Source organism: Paraburkholderia sp. GAS199 (genome assembly GCF_050436585.1).
In the GTDB taxonomy this organism is placed as follows: domain Bacteria; phylum Pseudomonadota; class Gammaproteobacteria; order Burkholderiales; family Burkholderiaceae; genus Paraburkholderia.
In genome coordinates this window covers 238,212-252,698 of sequence record NZ_JBNDMM010000004.1, presented here as the reverse complement: position 1 = coordinate 252,698, position 14,487 = coordinate 238,212, and the positions used below count along the sequence as shown (strand labels likewise).

Annotated in this window: 13 protein-coding genes and 1 pseudogene; 6 read left to right on the top strand and 8 right to left on the bottom strand. The window is 63.0% G+C overall.

Annotated elements, in window-relative coordinates:
- Positions 1-17: 17 nt before the first annotated feature.
- The 6 genes from nusA to P3T18_RS18005 form a co-directional block, all read right to left on the bottom strand.
- Positions 18-1,493 (bottom strand): transcription termination factor NusA, encoded by a 1,476-nt coding sequence (gene nusA / locus P3T18_RS18030; protein ID WP_429301321.1) that lies wholly within the window; start codon positions 1,491-1,493, stop codon positions 18-20.
- Positions 1,490-1,948, bottom strand: coding sequence for a ribosome maturation factor RimP (rimP, locus tag P3T18_RS18025; RefSeq protein ID WP_007182297.1), 459 nt, complete (start codon positions 1,946-1,948; stop codon positions 1,490-1,492). The genes nusA and rimP overlap by 4 nt, the downstream gene beginning before the upstream one ends.
- A 543-nt stretch (positions 1,949-2,491) precedes the next feature.
- Entirely contained in the window at positions 2,492-4,378 is a 1,887-nt protein-coding gene (rluB, locus tag P3T18_RS18020) for a 23S rRNA pseudouridine(2605) synthase RluB (protein WP_429301320.1), read from the bottom strand.
- A 63-nt stretch (positions 4,379-4,441) separates the two neighbouring features.
- Positions 4,442-5,557, bottom strand: coding sequence for an SMC-Scp complex subunit ScpB (gene scpB / locus P3T18_RS18015; RefSeq protein ID WP_429301319.1), 1,116 nt, complete (start codon positions 5,555-5,557; stop codon positions 4,442-4,444).
- A 334-nt stretch (positions 5,558-5,891) separates the two neighbouring features.
- A complete protein-coding gene (locus P3T18_RS18010) occupies positions 5,892-7,097 on the bottom strand; it encodes a pyridoxal phosphate-dependent aminotransferase (protein WP_429301318.1) in 1,206 nt (401 codons plus the stop codon).
- Between the two features lie 100 nt (positions 7,098-7,197).
- A complete protein-coding gene (locus P3T18_RS18005; RefSeq protein WP_429301317.1) occupies positions 7,198-8,100 on the bottom strand; it encodes a LysR substrate-binding domain-containing protein in 903 nt (300 codons plus the stop codon).
- A gap of 408 nt (positions 8,101-8,508) precedes the next feature.
- Here P3T18_RS18005 and P3T18_RS18000 point away from each other — a divergent pair.
- Together P3T18_RS18000 and P3T18_RS17995 are read left to right on the top strand one after the other, a co-directional pair.
- Positions 8,509-8,904: pseudogene (locus P3T18_RS18000) on the top strand (transposase); the annotation flags it as partial.
- Positions 8,905-9,242: 338 nt separating this feature from the next.
- On the top strand, positions 9,243-9,497 hold the full coding sequence (locus P3T18_RS17995; protein WP_429301316.1) for a hypothetical protein: 255 nt from the start codon (positions 9,243-9,245) through the stop codon (positions 9,495-9,497).
- 442 nt (positions 9,498-9,939) lie between these two features.
- Here the strand turns inward: P3T18_RS17995 and P3T18_RS17990 are convergent, their stop codons facing one another.
- Complete coding sequence (locus tag P3T18_RS17990) at positions 9,940-10,263, bottom strand: hypothetical protein (RefSeq protein ID WP_429301315.1); 324 nt, start codon at positions 10,261-10,263, stop codon at positions 9,940-9,942.
- Between the two features lie 267 nt (positions 10,264-10,530).
- Between P3T18_RS17990 and P3T18_RS17985 the strand changes: the two genes are divergently transcribed.
- The 3 genes from P3T18_RS17985 to P3T18_RS17975 all read left to right on the top strand — a co-directional run bounded on the left by P3T18_RS17985 (position 10,531) and on the right by P3T18_RS17975 (position 12,253).
- Positions 10,531-11,250, top strand: a complete 720-nt coding sequence (locus P3T18_RS17985; protein ID WP_429301314.1) for a YdcF family protein — start codon at positions 10,531-10,533, stop codon at positions 11,248-11,250.
- A 264-nt stretch (positions 11,251-11,514) separates the two neighbouring features.
- Entirely contained in the window at positions 11,515-11,754 is a 240-nt protein-coding gene (locus tag P3T18_RS17980) for a hypothetical protein (RefSeq protein WP_429301313.1), read from the top strand.
- A 241-nt stretch (positions 11,755-11,995) separates the two neighbouring features.
- Entirely contained in the window at positions 11,996-12,253 is a 258-nt protein-coding gene (locus P3T18_RS17975) for a hypothetical protein (RefSeq protein ID WP_007182306.1), read from the top strand.
- Positions 12,254-12,355: 102 nt separating this feature from the next.
- On the opposite strand, the gene P3T18_RS17970 is transcribed toward P3T18_RS17975, so the two are convergent.
- Positions 12,356-12,646, bottom strand: coding sequence for a putative quinol monooxygenase (locus P3T18_RS17970; RefSeq protein WP_429301312.1), 291 nt, complete (start codon positions 12,644-12,646; stop codon positions 12,356-12,358).
- Between the two features lie 540 nt (positions 12,647-13,186).
- Between P3T18_RS17970 and P3T18_RS17965 the strand changes: the two genes are divergently transcribed.
- On the top strand, positions 13,187-14,485 hold the full coding sequence (locus P3T18_RS17965; RefSeq protein WP_429301591.1) for an EAL domain-containing protein: 1,299 nt from the start codon (positions 13,187-13,189) through the stop codon (positions 14,483-14,485).
- Positions 14,486-14,487: the final 2 nt, after the last annotated feature.

Here is a 14,487-nt window from a genome sequence, read left to right as displayed (position 1 = left end):
TGCGCCATGGTCATTTCTCACTGGAACCAGTGTTCACGTGCTTTCATGATCAACGCCTTAGCGGCATCCTCTTCCATTCCGGTCATCTCGACCAGTTCATCCACAGCCAGCTCGGCGAGTTCGTCGCGCGTCTGGATCTGATGTTCTGCAAGCTTGGCGAGCAGGTCGGCATCCATGCCGTCCAGGCTCTTCAGGTCGAGCGCTACATTTTCGACCTTTTCTTCATTCGCGATCGCCAACGTCAGCAACGCATCGCGCGAGCGATTACGCAGTTCGTGAACGGTGTCTTCGTCGAATGCTTCGATTTCGAGCATTTCGTTGAGCGGCACATAAGCGATCTCTTCGAGGCTGGTGAAGCCTTCGTCGATCAGGATGTCGGCGACTTCTTCGTCGACATCGAGACGCGCCATGAACAGGTCACGCAGTACACCGCGTTCCTGATTCTGCTTTTGCGCAGATTCGTCCGGCGTCATGATGTTGATCTGCCAGCCGGTGAGTTCGCTGGCAAGACGCACGTTCTGGCCGCTGCGGCCGATCGCGACCGCCAGTTCGTTTTCGTCTACGACGACGTCCATCGAATGCTTTTCTTCATCGACGACGATCGACTGGACGGCTGCCGGCGCGAGCGCGCCGATCACAAACTGTGCGGGATCTTCCGACCATAGCACGATGTCGACGTTTTCGCCACCGAGCTCGTTACGCACGGCCTGCACTCGCGAACCGCGAATACCGACGCAGGTGCCGATCGGATCGATGCGCTTGTCGTAGGCAATCACGCCGATCTTGGCGCGCACGCCCGGATCGCGGGCCGCCGCCTTGATTTCCAGCAGACCCTGTTCGATTTCGGGCACTTCCATTTCGAACAGCTTCATCAGGAATTCAGGCGCCGTACGCGACAGTTCGATCTGCGGACCGCGAGCGGTGCGATCGACCTTGGCGATATAGGCACGCACGCGGTCGCCCACGCGCAGATTTTCCTTCGGAATCAGCTGATCGCGACGCAGCAGCGCTTCGACACGGCCGGTTTCGACGATGAAATTGCCCTTGTCCAGACGCTTCACCGAGCCAGTCATGATGTGCTCGCCGCGCTCCAGGAAGTCGTTCAGGATCTGCTCGCGCTCGGCGTCGCGAACCTTCTGCAGAATGACCTGCTTGGCGGCCTGCGCACCGATACGACCGAATTCGATCGACGGCACCGGCTCTTCGATGTAGTCGTCGAGCTGGATTTCGGGCTTCTGTTCACGTGCTTCGAAAAGCAGGATTTCCTGATCCGGTTCCTGCAAACCGGCTTCGTCCGGCACCACTTTCCAGCGGCGAAACGTTTCGTGCTCGCCGCTTTCACGGTCGATATGGACGCGGATGTCCGCGTCTTCTTCGAAGAGTTTCTTGGAGGCCGAAGCGAGAGCCGCTTCAAGCGCGGCAAATACCACGTCTTTGTCGACATTCTTCTCGCGTGCCAGCGCATCCACCAGCATCAACACTTCGCGACTCATTGTTTGCGGCTCCTAAAGTCAACTTTCGGAACGAGGCGTGCTTTATCCATGTCCGCGAGCGTGAAATCAAGCATCGCGGCGCCTTCCTTCCCTTCAAATTCCAGACCGATCGTCTCGCCTTGCGGAGCATGCAGGATGCCCCGGTACGATTTCCGTCCGTCCAATGGCTTTTTCAATGTGATTACCACTTCGCTGCCCGCGAAGCGTTCGAAATCCGCCAGTTTCTTCAGCGGTCGGTCGAGACCCGGCGACGATACTTCAAGCCGCTCGTAATCAATATTTTCGACCGTCAGAACGTGCTGGAGCTGACGCGTGACCTTTTCGCAGTCTTCGATCGCGATGCCGGCAGGCTGGTCGATATAGATACACAGCATGCCGCGCCCGGTGCGCTCGAGATCGACGAGCTCGTAGCCGAGTCCCACGACCGTGGTTTCAATCAGTTCCGTCAGTTGCACTTTGCCCTCTTAGATGTTCGCGCAGCGAGCCTGCCGCCTGTTTGCAAACAACCAATGCGGGCCGCGCGCCAAGCCGGCGCACGTTCGTGCTACCCGAGATGCCGAACCACTTAAACTGAGCGGCAAAAAAAAATGGGCTAAACGCCCATCATCTTATTACCGGTGGTCGCACCTGAGCCGCACATGAAAAGCCGCACGCCCAGCGACTCCGCGATTGTAGCCATTTTTCGGGACAAACGCAAACCGCAGAACCCCGCCCAAAGCGCATTTCCGCTTGATTTCATGGGATTCTTTGAGCGATATGGCGACGTTCGGTGCCTTTTGCAAGATGCGCCAGGCGCACACTGACTCTGCGAACCTCGGATTCAACTGGCGGAAACAGAAAACTCCGCCCCTAATTCCGGGGACGCCGTGCTTTTGTGCGTTCTATTCGTTGAAGATTGCGCACGGCGTCAGAGTTCGACCTGGCCGGTAGCCCTTGCGATCAGCGAAACGATCGAAGAGCTGCGGCCATCAACGAACGTTAAATACGAACGTTAAATTTCAGCGACCACGCGTGCGGCCGCGCGGAGCGCCGCCACTGCGATTCGGGCCGCCGGCGTTCGGCGTGCCGCCCGAGCGGTTGCCGCCAGGACCGCGATTGCCGCCGGGACCACGGCCACCGCCGTTGCCCGGACTGCCGTTCGCGCCTCCTGCGCGCTTGCCGCCGCCGGCCGCGCGATTGCCGTTGCCCGTCGGTGCGCGATTGCCGTCGACGTCGCGTCCACCGCGCGGACCCGCCGCACCGCCGCCCGCCGCGCCACCGAAGCCACCGGCACTACGTCCGGTACCGCGATTGCCGTAATTGCCACCGAAACCCGCGCCCGCGCCGCCGCCGAATCCGCCGCCCGCTGCACCTCGACGGCCCTGGCCGCGCGGTTGCTGCTGGTCAAAACGGCCATGCGACATCAGTACCGGTTCGCGGTTGATGAAGCCCATCGACGTCTGCATCGGGTCCGGCTGACGACGCTCGGGCGCCGCGCTACGGCCACCCTTCTCTTCCGACGGCGCCTTCAGACCAACCGACGCCATCAACGCGCGCACCTGATTGTCTTCGAGCTCTTCCCAGCGACCGCGCTTGAGACCCTTCGGCAGCGAAATCGGGCCGTGACGCGTACGGATGAGGCGGCTCACCATCAGGCCGGCCGCTTCGAACATGCGGCGGACTTCACGGTTACGCCCTTCGGCCAGTGCCACGTGATACCAATGATTCGTGCCCTCGCCGCCGCCGTCGCGGATACGCAGGAAATTTGCCGGGCCGTCTTCGAGCTCGACGCCGTGTAGCAGCTTCTGACGCATGCCTTCCGCGAGTTCGCCGACCACGCGCACCGCGTATTCACGCTCGACGCTATAACGCGGGTGCATGAAACGGTTCGCCAGATCGCCCGACGTGGTGAGCATCAACAGACCTTCCGTGTTGAAGTCGAGTCGGCCCACGGCCAGCCACTTCGCCGTTTTCATCGGCGGCAGCTTGTCGAACACGGACGGACGGCCTTCCGGATCGGCATGGCTGACGATTTCGCCAGTGGGCTTGTGATACAGCAGCACGCGCGGCGGCTTGTTGGCGAGCTTGCGCTTCACCGGCTTGCCGTTGATGCGAACCTGGTCGGTCGGCATGATGCGCTGACCGATGTGAGCCGGTTCGCCGTTGACCGACACGCGGCCGGCAACGATCAGCTCTTCCATATCGCGACGCGAACCCATGCCGGCTTCCGCGAGAACCTTGTGCAGCTTCGGCGCGTCGTCGTCCGCGGCCAGCACGCGCTTCGGTGCGGCAGGCTTGCCACGGCGCAGCATGGGCGCGCGCACGCCACCGGTGGTGCTGTTGTCGGCGTCGAATGCGGGCGACGTGACATACGAAAACAGATCGTCCTGACCGGCCTCGACCGCAGCAGCGGGCGCCTCGGCACCACGACGGTTCTGCCGCTGACCGCCTTCGCGCGGCTGACGCTCGCCCCGGCCACCTTCGCGACGACCTTCACGTCGGCCTTCGCCTTGTGCTTCGCGCGGCGTAGCTTCGGGCTGGGCGCCCTCGCGCTTCGCACCGGCGTTGCGGCGGCCGCCCTGGCTCTTTGCGCCCGCGTCCTTGCGCGGCATGTGCACCTGAGCAACGACCTCGCCGTCCGGCGGCGCCTCGGCGACGACCGGCGCACCTTGTGCCGGCGCGCCCTCGGCGCCCTTCGTCTTGCTTCCAGCACGGCGACGCGCGATCAGGCTGCGCGGTCCGCGACGCAAGCCGCGACGCGGACGGTCTTCGCCGTCTGCATCCGTGGTTTGCGCCGGGCGCTCGCCTTCGCCTGCCGACGCTTGCGTGGTGCGCGCTTCGTCAGCACGCGCCGACGGCACGGCGCGCTCGGATTCGGACGAATCGGTGTCGTGGGTATGTGTCAAAACAACCTCAAAATGTCAGGTCGCGCGCGCCCATTGCGGGCGCGGCAAAAAAGTTCGGTTACGTCAGGCGCTGCGCGACTCAGGTTCGTCGTCGGTCAGAACGCCTGCGTCCTGTGCGGCATCGCGGCGATCGTCATGATCGCCGTGCGCCGCCGTGGTCGGGTTCGGCTCGGCGGCGCGCTCCGTATCGCGGAGTGCGCCCGAGTCGTGCGCGGGTATTGCCGGATCGGCCTGGGAGACCGGATCGTGATTCAGTGCGGGTTCGGCGGCACCGGCCTCGGATTCGTCATGCGCTGATTCAGCGCTCGAACCGTGAGGTGCGCCTTCGTCAACGGATGGCGACCCGGTTTGACCAGCGGCCACGCAATGCGCGTCGTCGCCAGTTTCATGAGCCCCGGATGCTTCGCCGTGTTCGGCGTTCCCGATGTCCTGCGAACTGCCTGCCGAAGTTTCATGCACTTCAGCTATTTCTGTTCCTGCTACCGCGTCGTCTTCGACGTGGCTTCCAGCAATCTGGTCTCCCGCTTCCGCGGTTTCGCCTGACAACGCCGCACCGGTTTCCGTCGACGCGAGCGCTTCAATCGCGACGCTTGCGGTGTCTGCCGCCGTTTCGAGATCGGAAAACTCGATCGCGTGCTGGCCCAGCAGGTCGGCGTTCAACTGGGCCGACGGGTCCGCCAGCGGCGGCAACTCGTCGAGCGCCGTCAGACCGAGGTCGTCGAGAAACTGCCGCGTCGTTGCATACAAGGCCGGACGGCCCGGTACGTCGCGATGACCGATTACCTCGATCCAGCCGCGGTCTTCGAGCTGCTTGACGACCTGCGTATTCACGGTGACACCGCGAATCTCTTCAATATCGCCGCGCGTGACCGGCTGCCGGTACGCAATGATCGCAAGCGTCTCGAGCACCGCGCGCGAATATTTCGGCGGTTTCTCGGGATGCAAACGGTCCAGATACGAACGCATCGCGGGCTTGCTTTGAAATCGCCAGCCCGACGCCAGCCCGACCAGCTCCACACCGCGCCCAGACCAATCCCGCTTGAGATCTTCGAGCAAAGTCCGAACAGTGTCTGCCGACACGCCGTCGGCAAAGAGCTTGCGCAACTCGACGAGCTTTAACGGCTCCTGCGCGCAGATCAAGGCAGTCTCGAGGACGATCTTCGCCTCTTGGGTATTCATGCAGCCAGGTCGACCTTATGAGTTAGGGTCAAAGAACCGGATCAAACAGACGATGTGGAACTGAAGACGCGCTCGCCCGATTCTGATCGGTCATATTGATGGGAGCACGCACCGGGGGGAGGCGAAACAGGCAATCGAGCCAAACCCAGCCGGACGGAGCAGCGAAATTCCTGACAGGAATCGCGTGACTGAGCGCCATATTACGCAAAAACAATCAGTGCGTAAAGGCGAAATCCCCGGCGCATTTTCCTGCACGGGCCGCGACGCGCCGGCTTCGACGCGCTTCGCGGCCCGGTGGCCGACCCGAACCGGGGCCGCCCGCCGCATCACGCCGTCACTTGCCATGCAGCGCCAGAAAACGCTTCAGACGCTCGACGCCCGCGTCGAGACGCGCGGTGTCGCAGGCATAACACCAGCGCACGAAGCCCTCGCCCTGCGGACCGAACGCGCTGCCCGGCGCGACGCCCAGGCCCACTTCGCGCACCATCGCCTTGCACAGTTCGAGGCTGCGCGTTGCGCCCGGCATCGAGAAAAAGAGGTACATGGCGCCGGGCGGCGCCTTGACGTCGATGCCCGGCACGCTCGCCAGTGCCTTGACGAGGTGATCGCGCGACGCCTTCAGGTCCCGCACCAGATCCCGCGTGAACGCTTCGCCCTGCTCGACCGCCGCGATGCCCGCCTGCTGCACGAAGGCCGGCGCACACGAAGTGTTGTACTCGACCAGCTTGCTGAGGTCGTCCATCAGCGCCGTCGGCGCGACGATCCAGCCGAGGCGCCAGCCGGTCATGAGCCACGCTTTCGAGAACGAATTCACGCAGATGACCCGCTCGTCGCGCGCAGCCAGGTCGAGAAACGACGGCGCGGTGCGTGCGGGACCGTCGCCGTCTTCGTAATAGAGACGCTCGTAGACTTCGTCGGCGACGATCCAGATGCCATGACGGCGGCAATGCGCCAGCACCGCGCGCTGCTCGTCGCGGCTCATCACCCAGCCGGTCGGATTGTTGGGCGAGTTGATCATCAGCATCGTGGTGTCGGGCGTGAGCGCCGCCAGCAACTGGTCCAGATCGAGTTGCCAGCCGTGCTCGCCATAACCCAGCGCCACCGTCTCGACGTGCGCGCCCAGAATCTTGGGAATTTCGACGAGGTTCGGCCACAAGGGCGTCACGGCAACCACGCGGTCGCCCGCGCCCACCACCAGTTGCGCGGCCAGCATCAACGCGTTGACACCAGCGCTCGTCACGGCGATCTGGTCCGGCGATGTCGACCCGTGCAACTCGCTCACATAGCTCGCCAACGCGGCCCGCAACGGCGCGATGCCCAGGTTATGCGTATAGAAGGTCGCGCCGGCACTCAGGGCCGCGCTTGCCGCGTCGCGAATGAACGCCGGCGTGACCCGGTCCGACTCGCCGAACCAGAACGGCAACACGTCGTCGACGCCGAAGCCGGCGTTGGCGACTTCACGAATCAGCGAAGGACGCAGCGCACGCACGGCATCGCGCGCATTGGGGACGGCAGGCACAGACAGTTCCGATTCGCTCATCGAGGCTTCCATTCAGTAGCGGGTGAAAATTGACAGTCGGGTGGGCCGACAGTGTAGCGCGGCGGCTTCCGTCACCGCGCCGAACCGGGCCCGGCACGACTCAGTTCAGGTCCTCAGCCCGTGCCGGCAGCTGACGGATCAGTCCCCACACCGCCTCGGCCGCGGGCGACAACGAGCGATCGCGCCGGCGCACCAGTTCGACCGTACGCTCGGCGCGCGGCACGAGCGGCCGCGCGACCAGCGAGGCGCCCGCCGGCAAGGGCAAGGCCAGCCACGGCAATACGCTGACGCCGACACCCGCCTCGACCAGCCCGAACACGGTCGCGGAATGCCCCAGCTCCTGCACCACGGTGGCACTCACGCCATGCTCGAGCATGACGGCGTCGATGATGGGCCGGCTGCCGGACGCGTAATCGAGCATCACGAGCTGCTGGCCGTCGAGATTGGTCCACCTGACCTGATCCCGGCTGGCGAGCGGATGGTCGTCGCGCATCACGATGCAGAAGGAATCCGTCATCAGCGCTTCGCTGAGCAGGTCGTCGGCGGAAAACGGGCCGATGATGACCCCGAAATCGACTTCGCCCGACTTGACCTTGCGAACCACGTCGCTTTGCACGTCGTCACGCAGACCGAGCGTGATGTAGGGGAAGTCACGTCCGCAAGCCGCCACGATGCCCGGCATCAAGCGGCAGGCGACCGTCGGGCTGGCGGCCACCACCACGCGGCCGCGCCGTTGCTCGCCGATTTCGCGAATCTCGCGCAGGGCGTCGTCCAGATCGGTGAGGAGCCGCGAGACGCTCGACACCAGGTTGCCGCCCACGTCGGTCAGTTGCACTTCGCGCGTGGTGCGGTCGATCAGCTTGAGCCCGATCTCGCCTTCCAGTTCGCGCACGCAGCGGCTCACCGCCGATTGCGTCAGGCCGATTTCATCGCCGGCCCGGCTGAAGCTCTGCAAACGGGCCACCTCGATGAAAACCCTTAGCTGACGCAGCGTCACATTCATTTACCCACCTCATCAATAGCATCAGTTGATGCGCATTGTAGGGCGAAAGTGTCGCCGAAATGCGAATTCGCCAGTCTCGCTGCAATGCAGCAAGAAGGCGCAAACGCACGGTGGACGGGCTTGATTGCACAAGATTGGTGATTGTCCCGATTTGCGAGATGGGTTTTTTGGATTCTTATACGCCCCTAGCTAGCGCCTGCGCTGGCCCGCTGTCACGGGGCTTTCAGGCAGTTGGACCTAACCTGGCATACATCCTGCATTAAGAAGCACACAGGGTCGGCGCCATGATTTCTGACTGCAATCAGGACCATGACAAGCCCGACCCCCTTGGCACTCGCCTATCGAGTGCATGGAGAGTGCGCGGCGCGGGGCAGCGCACCGGAGTTAGCTTCGCTGAGGTGAAACATGATGCTGTTCGACGATTTGAGAGACAACGAGTGGGCGCTGGTCGAGGCGTTGTTCTGTGCGGAGCCAGCACGGAGCGAACGTCGTGGTCGACCACGTGTGGAAGCGCGCGCGGTCGTCAACGCCGTGCTCTGGGTACTGTCGACGGGTGAAGGCTGGTCCAAGCTGCCGGGCCGCTATCCGTCGCCGCCGACTTGCCGCCGTCGTTTCGACGAGTGGCAAGCGGATGGTACGCTCGCCGAAATAGTTAAGCGACTCGGCACGAGCGGCCGCGAAATTTCGCTGCGCGGACGCATTGGCGCGACCGCCGCCAAACCGCCGGCACCGCCGAGCCGTGACCGCCTGCGCGGCGCATTCTGGACCAATCCGGAATCGTGGCGCGCGCCGGTCAAGATGGCCTGACGCGAATTTGCATTGCCTCCGGGCGCCTGCTGGCGCCCGGCATCTACCCGGCCACGCGTCTTGGCGCCGGGACACTGCGCACCGTCTCGGGACGCATATCGCACCAGTTTGGGCACCGCACCCCGGCGCGCCCAATACCGCTGTCCCCTCCGACTTTCGTCCCGAAATCACCTAGGTCGCGCGCGCCTCAGCCCGCGCGACACGAGTGCGCACGCGCTCGCCGCGTGGCGGATGAAACATCCATTTACTATTACTTACAGCGTGCTTTCGCGGCTCGGCTTACCGTAGAGATATGCAAACAGGCCTTGAGTCGATGGGCTTGACGGGAGCTCAGCATGAAACCAATGTCACTGCTTCTGTGCGGCATTGTCGTTTCATCGATGGCCGCACCGACGCTTGCTCAGCAGCGTCCACAGGGCTGGAACTGGCGTCCGGATCGTACGGCTAGCGTCCAGGCCTGGCAGCAAAGCGAAGCGCGTGGCCGCGACTTCACACCGCCCACGCCGCGCGGCGACTTGCGCGGCGATATCGCGAGCAACGTGCGCGCGCGGCCCGATGTGCCGCGTGGTGATCCGGGGCGACGTCGTTAAGCGTGCGTCGTTAGGGGTCTTGAGCGTTTGGACCACGATTTGATCCGCCTGCGCTTGTCGAGAAGTTGCGCGCACGGGGAACCACCGGCTTCGCAGCAAGTCTGATTCAACGCCATTAGCACAGCGTGGCAGTAGTAATTCCGGTACGCCCGTATCCTCGCGATACGGGCTTTTTTTTGGCTGCGTTTTTTGCACGCTCACGTTTTTGGCGCGCGCACGCCAACGCGTTCGCGAACACGCATGCGCGACGAGGTTGTAACCGGAAGTGAATCGCGCCGCGCACATGGCGGCACGCAATGGATGGGCATCCAGCCGCAAAAATGCGGCCGGACGCTGGCAGCGGTCGACGGGTTATCAGCCGGTTCAGCCGGCAATCAACCGTCGCTCTGCAGGCGGATCGTCAGCCGACCATCCGCCGAGGCCTCGCCGCTATGCGGTGAGACTACGGCCGCGCTTCGAGCACAGCCGGCGACCGTATCTCGGCCGAGCCGAGCACGTAGTCGTTCATGCGCTGCGCTGTCCAGCTGATCGACCGTTCGTCGTGAGCGAGCCGTTCGAACTCTGCTCTGCCGCGATCGGTGAGAACGGCGATGTCGACAGGTGCGTGAAAACCCGGAGCCGGCGCGACCGTGCGCTGCCGAACTGTGTCCATGAGCCCGAGCGAGCGAAGATATTGGAATACACCCGGCCGTCTTGCCCATGGGACCTGGCGATATTGCGCCCGCCGCAGCGCTTCAAGTACCGCTTCGTTGGAATACGTGGTCATCTCACTTCTTTCTTAAAGTGCAGCTATGACACATCTATGCCCAACACGTCACCGCGCCACCAGTGACGCGCATGGCACCCGCCCGTGGCTGGGAACCGACCGCGCTGGTGGCGCGGCCCGTTTCTGTCCGGTGCTGCCTGGTCTCGTTTTCAGGACCCCCGTCTGAACGCATGGTAGCGTTCTGTCCACGAGCCGACGATGCAACCGCTGCGGCGCGATAGCAAGCCCATGGATTTGTCCCGAAAGACATACGTTACCCCATCTAAATTGATTCTATTCACTTTATTAGCGCTTTTTTTTGCAGCAATCATGCTATGGAAAGGCGCCCGGCTCCCTTTGCTGCTGTGCACCGCGGTTTTCTTCTGGTCGATTGCCGCCGGCTGGCTGACGGCGCCGCTGCTCGAACTCGCGCAGCCGCACCGGCAAACCGACGCGCCTGCGAAATTCGCGCCGCGCACGGCCATCATCATGCTGGGCGGCGGTCTGATCTATAACGCCGAACACGAACTGGCGCCGCCGCGCGACGTGTTCGAACGGATCGTGACGAGCGCGGACAGCTATGCCGCCTGCAAGCGCACCTCGGCGACCTGCGAGGTGATCGTGAGCGGCGGCGACCCGCTGGGGCGCCGCGTGACCGAAGCCGACACCTATCTGCCCTATCTTCTGCGCCGGCAGGTGCCGCGCGCGGACATCGTGCTCGAAAACCGCAGCCGCACGACCTATGAAAACGCCCGCAATGTCACGGCAATCGTCGAACAATCGAATTACGACTCGCTGATTCTCGTCACGTCCGCCTATCAGATGCCGCGCGCGCTGCTCGACTTCAAGCGTTTCGGCCTTGCGCCGCAGCCGCTGATTTCGAGTGCGAGACGCGCTCACCTCGGCTTACTCCCCAAGTTTGAAAATCTCGTGAATGCGGAAATCGCTTTGCATGAGTTGATCGGCATTGCGCAGTTTCACGTCTATCGCGCGATCGGCTGGTTCTAATCGCCTTGCTGGTCGAATCGATTTGATTAGCGATGCGAATGGATAGTCACGGCATCGGCTGACCGTCATGCAGTTAAAGCCAATTCAAATGCTGCAAAGCATCATGCAAACGTCACTCAATCGTCACTCCGCGTAACCAGATGTAACTAATTGTCATATCGGTTACAGAACATCCGCTGGAGCGGATATTGCTGGCTAGAATGCATTGTCTTTCCTTATGGACAGGCAATTCCTCGGGTCCATCACCACTCTGCGGAGGTAACAATGAAGAAAGTGTCCCTGGCGATCCTGGTTTCCCTCAGTGCCGTAACGGGCGCGGCTTATGCGCAGGACAACGGCGTCATGATGAGCACCGATCCGGCCAAGGCCGCCGACGTCGAACAGCGCGCGCAAGATTTGCAAAACCGTCAACAAGCCATGCAAAGCGCGCCGGCTGCCCCGATGAAACATCACAAGGGTGCTCCGCATCACAAGAAGATGCCGAAGGCCGACGCCGGCTCCTGAGTCGAGTTGTCTGAATCGACCCATCGCAAGACTCACCTGCTGGCACTGCCGCAAAGGTGAAAAGCCGAAGCCGGCTCAGCCGGTTTCGGCTTTTTTGTTGTCTAATCGATCGATGCGTGCGAGCGGGCCGGAGCGACGGCGCCAGACCCGCGGCGCGCCTGCGGCGGTATGCTAAAGTCCCGCACCAACCGGCCACCGGCCGACTCCCCTAACCCGTGCGCACCCAGGTGCGGAGGACAGCATGAGCAACATCCAGCTTGATATCGAATGGACCGAAGCAGCGTCCCGCAAAATCGAAAAACTGATGCCGCGTGGCGGTCAGGAAGCGTTCCTCGCGCTGCCGCCTGTCGAGTGCCTGCCGATGGAAGGCGACGTGCTGTTTCTCGGCCCCGATGGCAAGCAGCAACCGTTCATCGTGGCGGAACGTCAGTATCACCATGACGGCGACGCCGACTGGACCATCATCCTGATCCTCGACGTCCCGCAAGCCACGCACTAGGCGAAGGCTGTATCGTTCAGCGCATCGTTCACATTGCCCGGCCTGCTCGTCAGTCGCAGCCGGGCAACGCCGTTTCACGACGTATCGGTTTCTTCGCGTCGCTCAAAGAATCTTCGACAGAACACGAATTTCCGAGTGTTCGACCCAATCGGCGATGGCCTGCACGTAGGCCTGAATGTGCGCCGACTTAGCGTGCGCCGCCAGCGCCTCCTGACTCTCCCAACGCTCGACGAACACAAAGCGGCGCGGCTCCTGCAAGTCGCGATGCAGATCGTACTGAAGCGCGCCCTGCTCCTTGCGCGTCGGCCCGACGATACCTTCGGCCGCTTCGCGCAACTGTTCTTCGAATCCCGGCTTTGCCACCGCGATTGCCACCACCGCGACTTCCGCCATACCCAACCTCCGTTTCATGAAAAGCAGCAGCATACCCGCAGCGCTTCGAACCTGCAGACGAGCGTTACGCCTCGTGGCAGGCACCGGGTTTGGGCAAAACGTCTGAGCACCGGCGACGCCTGGAGTTTGGCGGGTGGTCACCGGCGACCCTGTTACGCTCGGCTTGATACAAGCGATCGATTGAGTCGGCGACACCCTCTGCGAGCGCGCACGATGCCCTCGCACCCGATTCGCCGCGAGCCGCGCGACGCCCCGTTTCAACAGCGTTTCGCGGACCTTCTCACCTGAGTTCGAGCATTGCCGGCGTCTGTGATAACCCGCACATTCATGCGCCAAACGAACTGCTAGACTCGTTTTGACTATACCGTCGGAGTTCAGCATGGCTGGCATCGCTCTCCGCGTTTTCGGGCTCATTTTCGGGCTTCGTCCGACTCATCCCATCGACGCCTGGGCTATGCATCCATTGCGCGCAAAAGCTGTCCGCGCATCCCATCACCCGTTTGCCGTGATGCCACTATGTCCGCCCTCTTTCCCGCCTATATGCCAACCGTCAGCGAAATGACCCTGAGCGGTCTGCTACCGCATCTGGTCCGGGATGAAACCGGCTGGACGGCGACGTGGCGCGCGCTGACTTTGCATAGCGTCTTTCAACCGGTGTTGTCGGTGACGCACCAGAGCGTGGTCGGCTACGAGGGCTTGCTGCGCGCGTTCGATCCGGTCGGCCTGCCGGTCTCGCCCGAGGTGCTGTTCTCGGGCACGCGCTCCGCCGCCGACGCACGCGAACTCGATCGCATTGCGCGTTGCCTGCACGTGGCGAACTTCATGGAGCAAGGCATCAGCACCGGCTGGCTGTTTCTGAATACCCGTCCGCAAGTGTTCGAAACCGGCTGGCCGCAACGTGCGTTCATCGATGAACTGTCCGCGCACTTCGGTCTGCCGCAGGAGCGCATCGTGATCGAAGTGCTCGAGCAGCCTGCCGACGATGAATCCGCCGTCGCCAGCATGCTGTCGGCGTCACAGCCGCGCGACTTCCTGATCGCGATCGACGACTTCGGCACCGGCTTCTCCAACTTCGATCGCGTGTGGCGCTTTCGCCCCGATATCGTCAAGCTCGACCGCTCGCTGGTGGCGCGCGCGGGTCGACGCGAGGGCGACGAGTCCCTGATCGGCCATCTGATCGCGATGCTGCATCAGTCGGGCACGCTGGTGCTGGCCGAAGGCGTCGAAACCGACGAAGAACTGATGATCCTGATGCAGGCGGACGTGGATTTCGTGCAGGGTTTCTGGCTCGGTCAACCCAAGGGTTCGGTCAAGGAAGCCTGTGCCAAAGTGCCCGCCATGATCGAATCGATCTGGAGCAAGTTCGCGAACTACGAACGTGCGCATGCGCGTCACCAGCGCCTCGGATTTGAGGGTTTCGCCGAAGCCGTACTTGCCGCCGTCGATGCCTACAAGGCGACCGGCGACTTGCGCCAGGCCGCGCAGAAAGTCTGGCATCTTCCTGAAGCGCGCCGCGTATTCATCACCGACGGCCAGGGTGAGCAAACGCAGCCATCGGTCACGGCCGCATCCGTGCCGCCGCCGCCCTTGCGACTCGCGCCGCTTTATACCAACTCGCACAGCAACTGGTCGCGGCGCGCTTACTTCAAGCACGCGCTGGCCGCGCCGGGACGCGTCGCGATGATGGGACCGCATTACTCGCTCGCCGACGGCCAGGACTGCTACACGGCCGCCATCGCCTTCGACCACAACGGCACGCACGTGCTGTGCGTCGACTTCATGCCGGCTGCTTCGGCAGTCGACAAACGGCACGCGGGCCGGGGCGCGAAACGCAGCTGATC

Coding starts and splice junctions, on each gene's coding strand:
- P3T18_RS17965 (WP_429301591.1), top strand. CDS start 13,187: ATGCCAACCGTCAGCGAAATGACCCTGAGCGGTCTGCTACCGCATCTG.
- P3T18_RS17995 (WP_429301316.1), top strand. CDS start 9,243: ATGAAACCAATGTCACTGCTTCTGTGCGGCATTGTCGTTTCATCGATG.
- P3T18_RS18005 (WP_429301317.1), bottom strand. CDS start 8,100: ATGAATGTGACGCTGCGTCAGCTAAGGGTTTTCATCGAGGTGGCCCGT.
- nusA (WP_429301321.1), bottom strand. CDS start 1,493: ATGAGTCGCGAAGTGTTGATGCTGGTGGATGCGCTGGCACGCGAGAAG.
- P3T18_RS17970 (WP_429301312.1), bottom strand. CDS start 12,646: ATGGCGGAAGTCGCGGTGGTGGCAATCGCGGTGGCAAAGCCGGGATTC.
- P3T18_RS18010 (WP_429301318.1), bottom strand. CDS start 7,097: ATGAGCGAATCGGAACTGTCTGTGCCTGCCGTCCCCAATGCGCGCGAT.
- P3T18_RS17975 (WP_007182306.1), top strand. CDS start 11,996: ATGAGCAACATCCAGCTTGATATCGAATGGACCGAAGCAGCGTCCCGC.
- P3T18_RS17980 (WP_429301313.1), top strand. CDS start 11,515: ATGAAGAAAGTGTCCCTGGCGATCCTGGTTTCCCTCAGTGCCGTAACG.
- P3T18_RS17990 (WP_429301315.1), bottom strand. CDS start 10,263: ATGACCACGTATTCCAACGAAGCGGTACTTGAAGCGCTGCGGCGGGCG.
- scpB (WP_429301319.1), bottom strand. CDS start 5,557: ATGAATACCCAAGAGGCGAAGATCGTCCTCGAGACTGCCTTGATCTGC.